Genomic DNA, 12118 nt, shown 5'->3' with positions numbered 1-12118 from the left:
GATCTTGGGTCAGGCCACGGCGGGCGCGGGAACGCGCTCGGCGGGCGCTTCGGGGCTGGGTTCGCCAAACGTCTCCTGTTCGTGGAACGGCCCCTTCTTGATGGCGAAGAGCATCAGCCGCACCTCGACCACCGCCAGCGCACCATACAGCAGGGTGAAGCCGACGATCGTGGCCCACAGCTGCGGCACGGTCAGGGACGAGGCGCCCAGGAAGGTCGGCAGCACGCCCTCCACCGCCCAGGGCTGGCGACCGAACTCGGCCAGGATCCAACCGAACTCGATGGCGATCCACGGCAGCGGGATGGCCAGGACGGCTAACCTCAGGAACCACTTCGTCTGATGCTTGCGCAGGGTGCACAGCACGAAGGCCGTGCCGAACAGGGCGATCATGAACATCCCGATGCCCGCCATGATGCGGAAGCTCCAGAACAGGGCCGGGACGTTGGGCACGGTCTCCCACGCGGTCTGCTGGATTAGCGCAGGCGTGGCCTGGCGGGGATCGGCGACGTGGCGCTTCAGCAGCAGGCCATAGCCCAGGTCGCGGCGGTGGGTTTCGAACACGCCGCGCGCGACGGGATCGGCCGGGTTCGCCTTGACCTTCTCCAGCGCATCATAGGCGATGACGCCGGATTCGATGCGGTCCTCAGCCGTGGCGACCAGTTCGAAGATGCCTTCGACGGGCTTGTCGATGGTGCGGGTGGCGATCAGCCCCATGATCCAAGGCACGTGAACGCCGAAATGGGTCTCGCGGTCCTTCATCGAAGGAACGCCGATCAGCGTCAGGCCGGCGGGCGCAGGCTCGGTGTGCCACATGGCCTCCAGAGCGGCGAGCTTCATCTTCTGGTTATCGGTCAGGGCATAGCCGGACTGGTCACCCAGCACGACGGCCGACAGCGACGCCGCCAGACCGAAGGCCGAGGCCACCGTCATCGACCGCTTGGCGAAACCGACGTGCTTGCCGCGCAGCAGATAGAAGGCCGACACGCCCAGCACGAAGACCGAGGCGCAGACGTAACCGGCGCTGACGGTGTGAACGAACTTGGCCTGGGCCACCGGGTTGAACAACACGGCCATGAAGTCCGTGACCTCCATCCGCATCGTGTCGGGATTGAAGGCGGCGCCGACCGGGTTCTGCATCCAGCCGTTGGCGATCAGGATCCACAGGGCCGACAGATTAGTGCCCAGCGCGACCATGAAGGTGACGAACAGGTGGGCGTGCGGCTTCAGCTTGTCCCAGCCGAAGAACATCAACCCGACGAAGGTCGCCTCCAGGAAGAAGGCCATCAGCCCTTCGATGGCCAGTGGCGCGCCGAAGATGTCGCCGACGTAGTGGCTGTAGTAGCTCCAGTTCATGCCGAACTGGAACTCCATGGTGATGCCGGTCGCGACGCCCAGCACGAAGTTGATGCCGAAGCAGACGCCCCAGAACCGGGTGATCGTCCGCCAGATGGGCCGGCGGGTCATCACATAGATCGACTCCATGATGACCAGCATGAACGACAGCCCCAGCGTCAGGGGTACGAAGAGGAAGTGGTAAAGGGCCGTCAGCGCGAACTGCAGCCGGGACAGGTCGACGACCGCGAGGTCGATCATGGCGTTGCTCCGAGGAATCGGTCTGCTCGACCGACGTTTCGATGGCCGTAGAAGGTGGACGGGGCGCCCGCCTTGATCTCGATCAAAGCGCCGACAAACGCCCGGCCCTATTGGACGCTTGGTCCTTGGACATTTCGTCCAACGACGTTTTGCCCAATGGCGCGCGGCCTGCGCCGAGCGCTGGAGTCCGTTGATGAGCGCCGTGCCAATCGCCCCTGCCTCTGCGGCCGCCTGGTTGAAGCAGATCGGTCGTCCGTGGAGGCGGCTGACCCTGCTGACCGGCGTGCTGACCATTGCGGACGTCGCGCCTGCGATCGGGTTCGCGGCAGGGCTGGCTTTGACGATTTCCAGCCTGACCATATCGCCAGCCGCCGCCGCGCCGTGGCTGGCTTTAGCCGTATTCAGTCTGATCGCGCGGGGCCTGATCGGCCAGGCCGCCGTGATCGTCGGCGCGAAGCTGGGTCGGGCGATAAAGACCGATGTCCGAGGCCGCCTGCTGTCGGACCTGTTCGGGCGAGGACGACGATCCAGCGCGCAGATGACGGCCCTGGTCGAGGGGGTCGGCGCCCTGGACGGCTACTTTTCGCGGTTTGCACCCTTGCGCCTCGCTGCCGGGGTTTCGCCGCTGCTGATCATCGCCGCCGCCGCGATCGCCAGCCCGGTGTCGGCGGGCATCCTGCTGTTCACCCTGTTTCCCTTCATCGTCGGCATGGCCCTGGCGGGCACGGCCGCGGCAGGCGAAAGCCGTCGTCAGTTTCAGGCGCTTGAGCGGCTGTCCGGCCTGTTCATCGACCGTATCCGCACCCTGCCCGCCATTCTCGCCTTCGACGCTGTGGGCCGCACGACGGTGCAGATCGCCCAGGCCTCTGACGAGCTGGAGCGCCGCACCGCCCGCGTCATGCGCATCGCCTTCCTGTCGTCGGGCGTGCTGGAGTTCTTCTCGGCCTTGTCGGTCGCGCTGATCGCCGTCTATTGCGGCTTCAACCTGTTGCGGCTCCTGCCCTTCCCGGTTCCCGAGACCCTGGACCTGTCGCGCGCCTTCTTCGTTCTGGCCTTGGCGCCCGAAGTCTATGCGCCGCTGCGCCGCCTGGCGGCCGCCTATCATGATCGCCAGGCCGCCGAGGCTGCGGCCGCGTCCCTGATCACGCCAGACCTGCGCCCGGCCCAGGGCGCCCCCATCGGCGATCTGGCGCCCGCCATCCATTTCCGCGATGTCGCCATCGCATATGAAGGCTCAGCGCCGGTCATCGACGGGTTCGATCTCGATGTCGCGCCGGGCCAGATCGTGGCGCTGGTGGGCGCCAGCGGCGTGGGCAAGTCCAGCCTTCTGCATCTACTGCTCGGCCTCGCACCCTTGACGCGCGGCGAGGTCGAGGTGGGCGGCGCGCGGCTCAGCCAGTGCGGCGACATCGCCGGGCGGGTCGCCTGGGCCAGCCAGCACCCGATCGTGACGCCTGGGACCCTGGCCGAGAACATCGCCCTGGCGGATCGCACCGCCTGCCCCGGCCGCATCGCCCTGGCCGCGCGCACGGCGGGCCTGTCCGGCGATCTCGATCGCCCCATCGACGAGCGCGGCGGCGGACTGTCGGGCGGCGAGCGCCGTCGCCTGGGCCTGGCGCGCGCCATGCTGAAGCGGGCGCCGCTTCTGGTGCTGGACGAGCCGACCGCCAATCTGGATCCGGCCTCGGAACGCGCCATGCTGGACGTCATCCGTCAGGCCGTGTGCGGCCGCAACACCCTGATCGCCACCCACTCGCCAGCCGTCGCCGCCCTGGCCGACCGCGTGGTGACGCTATGAGAGTCCCGTCACGCATCGCTGGCCTGATCGCCGCCCAGACTCAGGCTCAACGCGCCCGGCTTCGGCTCGCTGCGGCCGGCGGCGCTGTCGTCTCGGTGGCGGCCGTCTGTTTGTTGGGGCTGTCGGGCTGGTTCATCACGGGCGCAGCCTTTGCGGGCCTGGCAGGCGCGGCGGCCGCCCAGAGTTTCAACTACATGATGCCCAGCGCCATCATCCGCCTGCTGGCCATCGTCCGCACCGGCGGCCGCTATGTCGAGCGCGTCGCGGGCCATGAGGCTGCCTTGAAGGCGTTGGCCCGCCTGCGCCCGCAGTTGTTCGACGCCATCGCCACAGGCCCGGCCGAGCGCGCCCTGAACCTGTCGTCCGGCGAGGTCTCGGCCCGGCTGGTTCAGGACGTGGACGCGGTTCAAACCCTGTTCGTGCGGCGCTCGGCGCTCTGGAGCTTGGGCGCCGGCGCCGTTTCCGCCGTTCTGCTGGCCGGCCTCGCCTCCCCCTGGGCCGGCGCGGCCCTGTTCGCCGTGATGATCGCAGCCGTCCTGGGCGGCGTCCTTATCGCCCGCCGCCTCTCCGATCCCGCCGGCCGAGCGGTGCAGACCGGCGCCGGCGCGCTGAAGGATCGCCTCGCCGCCCTGGAGGCCGCCGCGCCCGAGCTGAAGGCCTACGGTCTTGACGACTGGGCGTGCGCGCAGGTCGCGCGGGTCGCCGCCGATCACGACGCGGCGCAGATCGCCCTGACCCGATCGGGCGGCTGGATGGCCGTGTGGCAGGCGGCGGCCAGCGCCCTCGCGGTCGGCGTCGTCATCCCCGCCGCGTCCTCCGCCGACCTGCCGCTGATCGCGCTCGCGGCCTTGGCGGCGGTCATGGGCGTCGAATCCGCCGGGGGTCTGGTCGTCGCCCTGCACCAGAACGGGTCTGCCGCCCAGGCCCTGTCTCGCCTCGACGCCGCCATGCCCACGGCCTTCCCCCGTCATGGCCGACCGCTCAGCGGCGCGGCGCTCGGTCTCGCAAACCTTGGCGTCGACCTGTCGCCGCCCTTCCGCCTCGGCGTCTTCGGTCCCTCCGGCGCAGGCAAGACGACGCTGATCGAACGCCTGATCGGGCTGAGGACGCCCCAGGGCGGCGAGATGCGGCTGGGTGGAATGGACGCCGCCGACATCGCGCCGGAGGATCGGCGTCGGCTGTTCGCCTATGCGGCGCAGGACGTGCGTCTACTGAACGGATCCGTGCGCGAGAACCTGTTGCTTGCAGGGCCCGCCGACGATGCGGCCCTGTGGGCGGCGCTGGACGATGCCGCGCTGGGTGACCGGCTCCGCGCCGAACCGATGGGCCTGGATACGCCCGTCGGACCGAACGGCGAGCGGCTATCCGGCGGGGAGCGACGGCGTCTTGGCCTGGCGCGCGCCTATCTGCGCGATGCGCCCTGGCTGGTGCTGGACGAACCCACTGAGGGTCTGGACGCCACAACGGAGGCGCAGGTCCTGGACCGCCTTCAGAACCGCCTGGCCGCGCGGGGGCAAGGCCTGATCTTGGTCAGCCACCGGGCGCCGCCGATGGCGCTGTGCGAGCGATCCGTTCGGGTCGAAGGCCTGGCCAGCGACGGACATCTTGGTCTGACCTGCTCTCCAGCCGACTTGGCCGCCTAGGATGCGCCGTTCGCCATGTCTTTCAGGCGGTCAGGGCGCTCGATCCGCAAGTCGTGCAGAGAAACGGCATGGATGACGCCGCTGGTCTTCAACTTCGTCAGCTCGCGACTGACCGTCTCAATCGTGAGGCCGAGATAGTCCGCGATCTCGGATCGGGTCATCGGCAGTCGCACGGCGTTGTCGCCGGAGGGACGCAAGGGATCGCGCGAAAGCATCGTCACCAGGAAGCTGGCCAGGCGTTCGCGTGCGGTCTTGCGACCAAGCAGAAGCATCTGATCCTGCGCCGCCGTCAGCTCATGCATCGCTCGGCTCAGCAAGGCGGCCTCCAGGCTGGGCCGCTCCCGCGCCAGGGCGCGATATTCCGAGGCCCGGAAGCGACATACGGTCGTGTCCTCGATCGCCTCCGCAGAGAAGGCGTAGGTCTCCCCCGCCGTCAGTCCGACGAAATCCCCCGCAAACAGGAAGCCGGTGATCTGGCGGCGACCGTCGGGCAGAAGTTTGTAGATCCGCACAGCGCCCGAGGTGATGTTGAAGACACTGGCGGCGGGTTCATCTTCGCTGGCCATAACATCGCCCGCCGCCAAGACGATCCGCTCGGCGATGGCGTCCAGCCGCACGAGGTCATCGCCGGGAAGGCTGGCGCAGACGCTGAAGGCGCGCGCGCCGCAGCTTGAGCAGACGGAGTTCTCCAGTCTGTTGTCGCAGGCGGCGGTCAGGGCGCGCAGTTCAAGCATTCAGCCTCCATGATCCAGACATGACTAGACCCATCGCAAGCTCACCACAATCGCCACGGGCCGGCAGATCGCCTGAACCGAATGTTCAGAACCGCGCCGTCAGGGCCAGGCGGGCGGTGAGCGGTCGCTGCGGCGTACTGATGTCGCCCGAGGCGTAGAAGGGATTGCCGAAGGTGAAGGTGTCGTCGCTGCGGTTGAACAGATTGTCCACCGACGCCCTGATCGCCCAGCGATCGATCTCGACGCCGACGCCCAGCGAACTGGTCAGATAGCCGGCCGAGGCGCCGGTGGAGGTCGGCGACAGGGCGATATCGGTCGGGCCGACATAGCCCAGGCGAAGCTCCGAACGCACCGTCGCTTGCGCCAGATGCGCCTCATGCACGACGCCGCCCTGCACGCTGAAATCGGCGACCGCTGGCAGGCGCGTGTCGGTCCCGAGCGCGAAACCGGGGTCGGGTCGGGTCAGTTCGGGATCATTGACGACGGCGTGCGCATCCAGCGTCCACGGGCCGTCGCGCCATTCGACCTCGCCCTCGATCCCGCGATTGCGGCCGTCGCCCAGATTGGCGGTGAAAGGCAGACCCCGGCCGTCGAACCGGTCCGACTGGATGTTGCGCCAATCGGCGACGAAGACCGCACTTCGCCCCCGCAGTCGCCCTTCGAACAGGGTGAAGCGCGCGCCCGCCTCGCCGGCGACGATTTCGTCCGGCTTCACACGTCGCGCGGGCTGCTGGTCGCCGCCTGGCACGGCGCCGGCGTTGAAGCCCGGCCCGCGATAACCCTCGGTCGCCAGGGCGTAGAAGACGAAGGGGCCGCGATCATATTCGATCACCAGACGCGGGGTGATATCGACCAAGGCATCCTCTCCAGACACCTCCGTCGGATCGCCGTCGGTTTCGCTGCGATGCTCGACCCCGATGCGGAACAGGCGCGCGCCGGCCGTGACCTTCAGGCGGTCGTTCAGCGCATAGGCGGCGTCGCCGAACAGAGTCGCCTCGTCCACATGGTCGCGCCTGTGCTGTCGATAGACCTCCGGCCCGCCCTGCCCGTCCGAGACCGCCACGGTGCGAGTGTGGGTGTATTCCGAGAAGAACAGCCCGGCGCTCCACTTCAGTCGCGCGCCGAAGTCGCCGTTCAACCGCACCTCATGCACCGCAGCCGACAGGTCGTCGGCCTGGTCCAGCGCCGCTGTTCCCGTAAGCCCGAACAGTCCGGCCGCAGGCGTCGCATCGTAGCGCGCGTCGAGACCGTGCGACTGAACGCTGGACGAGGCCCGCAGCCGTGCCCACCCCAGATCCCCGTCCACCGAGGCCCAGCCGCGGTCGAAATCATTGCGGCTGGGCTCCATCAGGCTGCGACGACGCGCATAGGGTTGGTCGGCGCCCAGATTGGCGTACTGGCTGTCGTCGACGTCGATGGTCTGGGCCAGGAAGCCCGCCTTCAAGGTCCAGCCGAGGTTCAGACGCAGCAGCGCCGCCGCCCTCAGCCCCTGCCGATGCATGCCGCCGGTATTGCTCAGTCCGAGGGCCTCGTCATCGATTTAGCCCCCGACCCGTTCGTCATAGCCGACGACGCGGACCGCCAGGCGATCGCGAAGGATCGGGGCGTTGATCATCAGTTCGACGGCGTCGCCCGGCGCGCCGCCGGCCGTCAGAGCCCCCTCCGCCGTCACGCGTCCATAGACGCCGTCCAGGTCCGGCGCGCGGCTGACCATCTGAACGACGCCGCCCATCGAACCGGCGCCGTACAGCGCCCCCTGCGGCCCGCGCAGAACCTCGACCCGTTCGATGTCCGCCAGACGCAACGCCGGGTCGGGCGCGTCGTAGGTCAGGCGCACATCGTCGAGATAGAGCCCGATTAGGCTTTGCGCCTGTCCCGCAACAGGTCCGTCCGCCAGGCCGCGAATGAAGAGCTTGTCGCGTCCCGGCCCCAGATTGGTGACCGTCAGGCCGGAAACGCGCGCGGCGACGCCGTCGAGGTCGCTGACCCCGGCCCGTTCCAGCGTCACCCCGTCCAGCGACGACAGGCCGTAGGGGGCGCGCGACAGCAGCAGATTGTCCGTGCGTGACGCCGTCACCACGACTTCATCCAGGGTCGGCGGGGTGACGGGCGCGGGCGGCGCTGCGATCGTTCGCGCGACGACAGGCGGCGAGGCGGCGACCCGCACGATCCTGTAGGCGCCGTCGCCGACACGGGTCGCGACGCAGTGTGTGCCCAGCATCAGCCTCGACAGGGCGGCATCGACAGAAAGTCTCCCCCTCACCCCGCGCGTCGGGCCGCATCGCTCAGTTCCGGCGGCGTCGATGCTGACGCCCGCCTGCAGACCGAAGTCGAGAACGGCGCTCCGCAAGGGCTGAGGCGAGACCGACACCTGAAGCGCGGAACGGCCTTGGGCCATGCTGATCGACGGCGTGGTCACACCGCAAACGACGACAAGGGCGCAGAGGAAGGCTCGTACCAAAAGGCGACGTCCGAAGCAGGTTCAGCGCCGTTCTAGACGAACCCCTTGCTGGCCGCGAGTGGCCTTGATCGGTAGGAACCGTTCCAGCCGGCCGATCACAGCCGCTTCGTCATCAAGCACCAGCGTGCCGGAGAAGCGCAGGTTCGCCGCGTTCGGCGCCACAGAAACCGGCGTGGCGAAGGCGCGGCTGAGGTCGGCGGCGATCTCGCGCAGCGGCCGATCGTCATAGGCCCGTCGCCCCTGGGTCCAGGCGGCGGCGATGCGGACATCGACAGGGGCCACGGTCATCCGGTCGTCGGCGTCGTCGCGCTGGACCGACTGACCGACCGTCAGACGCACCCGCCGCGCGGGCTGGTTCAGGTCGCTGACCTCGACCACGCCGCGCAGCACCGCAACCTGGGTGTCATCGGCGGATCGGCGTATGTTGAAGGCCGTGCCGACCACACGCACCTGGCTTTCGCCGACGTCGATCAGGAAGGGCCGACCGGCGTCATGCGCGACGTCGAAGGTCGCCTCGGCCTGATCCATATGCACCAGACGCCGTCCCCGCTCCATCTTCACCGACAGGGTCGAGCCGCCGTTGATCTGAAGCCGCGATCCGTCGTCCAGGGTCACCGTCCGCGTTTCGCCGGGCGCGGTGCTGTACACCACGGTCGGCGCGGTTTGCAGCATCGGACCCAGGAAGATCGCCGCGGCGAGGGCTGCAGCCATCGCCGGGACCGCCACCATCCATCGCCGCCCCAGGCCCTTGCGCCGCTCGCGGTGCGCCGACAGGTCGATGACTGGCGTCGGCTGAGCGTTGGCCAGGTCGTATGAAGCGGTCCACAGCCCCTCGGCCTCGTCGAAGGCGCGCCGATGGGCCGGGTCTTGATCAAGCCAGGCCGTCGCCGCGTCGATGTCCGCGATCGCTACGTCATCGGCGCGCAGACGCACGACCCAGGCGGCGGCCTGGGTGGCGATCTCCTCGTCCTTGATGACGTCGTCCTGGGTCATGATCCGGTCCGGGCCCGAGCGGGCTTTGGTGGAGAGACGACGCGGTCGCGCCGCATCCTCAATGAAGAATGGCGAAATCCGGTCGTCATGGCCAACCGACCCGCAGCAGCAGTTCCTTCAGCGAGGCGGAAACGTATTTTTCGACCGCGCTGCGCGAGACCCCCATCCGTTCGGCGACCTCGGCCTGGTTGAGCCCGGCCATCTTATGCAGGCGGAAGGCCTCGGCGGCCTTGGGCGGCATCCGGTCGATCGCGGCGACCACCTTTTCCAATTTCAGCTTGGCCCAGACGGCGTCCTCGGCCGACGGCGCATCCTGGACTTCGGCCGCATCGTCGATAGCGGAAGCGCGTCGCCATTCGAGATCGCGCGCGCCGGCGCGACGCTGCGCCTTGGAAGCATCCAGGGCCAGATTGGCGGCGATCCGATAAAGGAAGGCTTGCGGGTGGCGGACCTCGGCGGCGGCCTCTTCGGTCATCGACTGCAGCCGCACCCAGACATCCTGCGCCAGATCTTCGGCCGCAGCCGATGATCCCGTGCGCGCCGTCAGAAAGCGCACCAGGGCCGGGCGGCTGTCCAGCCACGCGTCCGCCAAGGCTTGCCGCGCCGGTCGGCTCGGGTCGTGCTGAGGGGGACCGGAAGAGGCGTTCACCACCCCATCGTGGGTTGCTGCGCCCTCTGCGGCAACCGCGATTGCGACCGCGAAAGATTTTTTGTGGGGGTCGCCGCACCGCGTCGTCTCTGGCCCGAAGTCCCCCTGGCCCGAGGCCCGCATGTTTCCAGTCCGCCTGCCCGAAGACGCCGATCCGGTTCGCGCGCGCGCGCGCCGCACGCTGTCGTCGCGCGTCATCCGGTTCGACGACCCCTGCCGAGGCGAACGTCGCCGCGTGGAGCAGTTCATCGAGGCGGCCTATACCGAGGCCTATGGCGGCCAGATCCAGGCCCATTTCCCGACCCTGATGAGCGTTCAGGACGAGGCGGGCGTCATCTACGCCGCCGTCGGCTTCCGGCACGCCGCCGAGGCGCCTCTGTATCTCGAGCAGTATCTGGACGGGTCCGTCGAAACGGTGCTGAGCCAGGCCATCGGCGCCGTCATCGACCGCGAGCAGGTGGTCGAAATCGGCAGCCTGGCCTCCAGCGGACAGGGCGCCACCGTCTTCCTGTTCGCCGCCATGGCCCATCATCTGCAGTCCGAAGGTCTGAGATTCGCCGTCGCCACCGCGACCGACGAACTGCGCCGCATCTTCCACAAGGCCGGTCTGGGCGCGCTTCAACTCGCCCGCGCCGATCCGCGCCGCCTCGACGACGGCGGCGGTAGCTCGGGCGCCTACTATCAGACCGATCCGGTGGTGCTGGCCGGCTCGATCGACGCGGCGACCGCGCCGCTGGATCACTTCTCCGAAACGGCGCCGGTCGGACGGGCCGTCCGCACCCGCCTGCACTATGAGGATCGCTCATGAGCGCCGTTCTGAACGCCCTGTCGCGTCGCGCCCGCACCACGCCTGATGATGTGGTGATCCAGTGGGCCGAGGGTTCGCTGAGCGCGGCCGAAATGCTGGCGCAGGTCGGGCAACTGGCGGCCGTCCTGGCCGACGACCCCTCTCCGGTCGGGGTGCTGCTCGACAACGGGCCGGCCTGGGTCGTCGTCGATCTGGCGTTGATCCTCGCTCAGCGACCAAGCGTACCGATCCCGCCCTTCTTCACGGCCGCTCAACGCGATCATGCCTTGGCCGACGCCGGCGCGGGGCTGCTGATCAAGCCGGGCGGGCCGGGCGAGCTGATGGTGGGCGGCGCGCCCATCCGGTTGACGCCGACAGGGCTGGCGGTGCGCGAGCTGCATCCCGGCACGGCCAAGATCACCTACACCTCCGGCTCGACCGGCGCGCCCAAAGGCGTATGCCTGTCGCAGGATCAGATGGAGGCGGTCGCCGCCTCTCTGGTCCAGGTCCTGGGCCGCGATCGCGCCGGGCTGCATCTGCCCGTGCTGCCCTTGGCCGTGCTGCTGGAGAATGTCGCCGGCCTCTATGCGACGCTTCTGGCCGGCGGCCGCTATCATGCCGCCGGCCTGACCGAAGCCGGCATGGGCGAGGCTTTCCGCCCCGACTTTGCGCGCCTGCTGACCACCGTCGTCCAGACCGGCGCCACGACCTTGATCCTGGTTCCGGAACTGCTGCGCGGCCTAATCGCCGCCCAGAGCGCGATGCGGCTGGATCATCGCTTGGAGATGATCGCGGTCGGCGGCGCCCGCGTTTCCCCTGCCCTGCTGGAGGCCGCCGCCAACGCGGGCTTGCCCGTGGTCGAGGGCTATGGCCTCAGCGAGTGCGCCTCGGTCGTGGCGCTCAACAGTCCGGACGACGCCCGCCCCGGCACGGTCGGCCGCCCCCTGCCTCACCTTGCGGTCCATCTGGCCGACGACGGCGAAGTCCTGGTCTCGCCCCATCCCTTCCTCGGCTATGTCGGCCAGGCGCCCGCGCCGGAGCGTCTGCACACAGGCGACATCGGCCGCTTCGACGCCGATGGACGGCTCAGCATCGAAGGTCGCAAGGCCAACACCCTGATCACCGCCTTCGGGCGCAACGTCGCGCCTGAATGGGTCGAGAGCGAGCTTCTGGCCGAGCCCCAGATCCTTCAGGCCATGGCGATGGGCGAGGCGCAGGCGGCGTTGTCGGCCCTGATCGTGGCGACGCCCAACGCCGAACCGGCCCAGGTCGAAGCCGCCGTCGCGCGCGCCAACGCCCGCCTGCCCGATTACGCCCGCATCGGCGACTGGCGTCTGGTGCCGCCCTTCGATCCCGCCGCCGGTCAGGTCACGGCCAACGGTCGTCCGCGTCGCGAGACCCTGCTGCGCACCTACGCCCCCTCCCCCTCGCAAGCCGCCTGAGAGTTCGCATGTCGTTTT

The 12118-nt window shown here is 69.1% G+C and carries 10 protein-coding genes; 4 read left to right on the top strand and 6 right to left on the bottom strand.

Translation table 11 applies throughout. From position 1 onward, the window contains the following. Nucleotides 1-9 precede the first annotated feature (9 nt). Nucleotides 10-1590: a cytochrome ubiquinol oxidase subunit I gene (locus O2K97_RS05990; protein WP_269221112.1), complete on the bottom strand. Its 1581-nt coding sequence runs from the start codon at nt 1588-1590 to the stop codon at nt 10-12. A gap of 196 nt (nt 1591-1786) precedes the next feature. Between O2K97_RS05990 and cydD the strand changes: the two genes are divergently transcribed. Together cydD and O2K97_RS05980 are read left to right on the top strand one after the other, a co-directional pair. Further along, entirely contained in the window at nt 1787-3391 is a 1605-nt protein-coding gene (cydD, locus tag O2K97_RS05985; protein ID WP_269220838.1) for a thiol reductant ABC exporter subunit CydD, read from the top strand. Next, nucleotides 3388-5034 (top strand): amino acid ABC transporter ATP-binding/permease protein, encoded by a 1647-nt coding sequence (locus tag O2K97_RS05980; protein WP_269220837.1) that lies wholly within the window; start codon nt 3388-3390, stop codon nt 5032-5034. The genes cydD and O2K97_RS05980 overlap by 4 nt, the downstream gene beginning before the upstream one ends. On the opposite strand, the gene O2K97_RS05975 is transcribed toward O2K97_RS05980, so the two are convergent. The 5 genes from O2K97_RS05975 to O2K97_RS05955 form a co-directional block, all read right to left on the bottom strand. Further along, complete coding sequence (locus tag O2K97_RS05975) at nt 5031-5768, bottom strand: helix-turn-helix domain-containing protein (RefSeq protein ID WP_112862464.1); 738 nt, start codon at nt 5766-5768, stop codon at nt 5031-5033. The genes O2K97_RS05980 and O2K97_RS05975 overlap by 4 nt on opposite strands. 85 nt (nt 5769-5853) lie before the next feature. After that, nucleotides 5854-7269 (bottom strand): TonB-dependent receptor, encoded by a 1416-nt coding sequence (locus tag O2K97_RS05970; protein WP_269220836.1) that lies wholly within the window; start codon nt 7267-7269, stop codon nt 5854-5856. 39 nt (nt 7270-7308) lie between these two features. Continuing rightward, nucleotides 7309-8187 (bottom strand): TonB-dependent receptor plug domain-containing protein, encoded by an 879-nt coding sequence (locus tag O2K97_RS05965; RefSeq protein WP_269220835.1) that lies wholly within the window; start codon nt 8185-8187, stop codon nt 7309-7311. A 63-nt stretch (nt 8188-8250) separates the two neighbouring features. Further along, a complete protein-coding gene (locus tag O2K97_RS05960) occupies nt 8251-9222 on the bottom strand; it encodes a FecR family protein (RefSeq protein WP_269220834.1) in 972 nt (323 codons plus the stop codon). A gap of 85 nt (nt 9223-9307) precedes the next feature. Further along, the gene (locus O2K97_RS05955; RefSeq protein WP_269220833.1) at nt 9308-9871 is read right to left on the bottom strand and encodes an RNA polymerase sigma factor; all 564 of its coding nucleotides are present in this window, start codon (nt 9869-9871) and stop codon (nt 9308-9310) included. Between the two features lie 121 nt (nt 9872-9992). On the opposite strand from O2K97_RS05955, the gene O2K97_RS05950 reads away from it, so the two are divergent. Further along, nucleotides 9993-10679 (top strand): thermostable hemolysin, encoded by a 687-nt coding sequence (locus O2K97_RS05950; RefSeq protein WP_269220832.1) that lies wholly within the window; start codon nt 9993-9995, stop codon nt 10677-10679. Then, nucleotides 10676-12100 (top strand): AMP-binding protein, encoded by a 1425-nt coding sequence (locus O2K97_RS05945; protein WP_269220831.1) that lies wholly within the window; start codon nt 10676-10678, stop codon nt 12098-12100. Before O2K97_RS05950 ends, O2K97_RS05945 begins: the two co-directional genes overlap by 4 nt. Nucleotides 12101-12118 lie beyond the last annotated feature (18 nt).

Source organism: Brevundimonas vesicularis (assembly GCF_027105095.1).
Lineage (GTDB): Bacteria > Pseudomonadota > Alphaproteobacteria > Caulobacterales > Caulobacteraceae > Brevundimonas > Brevundimonas vesicularis_E.
The sequence above is the reverse complement of the archived record's forward strand: the minus strand, read 5'-3'. Positions and strand labels throughout refer to the sequence as shown.

Excerpts from the sequence above, each read along its gene's own strand:
- cydD (WP_269220838.1), top strand. The coding sequence starts at position 1,787 with ATGAGCGCCGTGCCAATCGCCCCTGCCTCTGCGGCCGCCTGGTTGAAG.
- O2K97_RS05970 (WP_269220836.1), bottom strand. The coding sequence starts at position 7,269 with ATGCATCGGCAGGGGCTGAGGGCGGCGGCGCTGCTGCGTCTGAACCTC.
- O2K97_RS05945 (WP_269220831.1), top strand. The coding sequence starts at position 10,676 with ATGAGCGCCGTTCTGAACGCCCTGTCGCGTCGCGCCCGCACCACGCCT.
- O2K97_RS05980 (WP_269220837.1), top strand. The coding sequence starts at position 3,388 with ATGAGAGTCCCGTCACGCATCGCTGGCCTGATCGCCGCCCAGACTCAG.
- O2K97_RS05960 (WP_269220834.1), bottom strand. The coding sequence starts at position 9,222 with ATGACCCAGGACGACGTCATCAAGGACGAGGAGATCGCCACCCAGGCC.
- O2K97_RS05950 (WP_269220832.1), top strand. The coding sequence starts at position 9,993 with ATGTTTCCAGTCCGCCTGCCCGAAGACGCCGATCCGGTTCGCGCGCGC.
- O2K97_RS05975 (WP_112862464.1), bottom strand. The coding sequence starts at position 5,768 with ATGCTTGAACTGCGCGCCCTGACCGCCGCCTGCGACAACAGACTGGAG.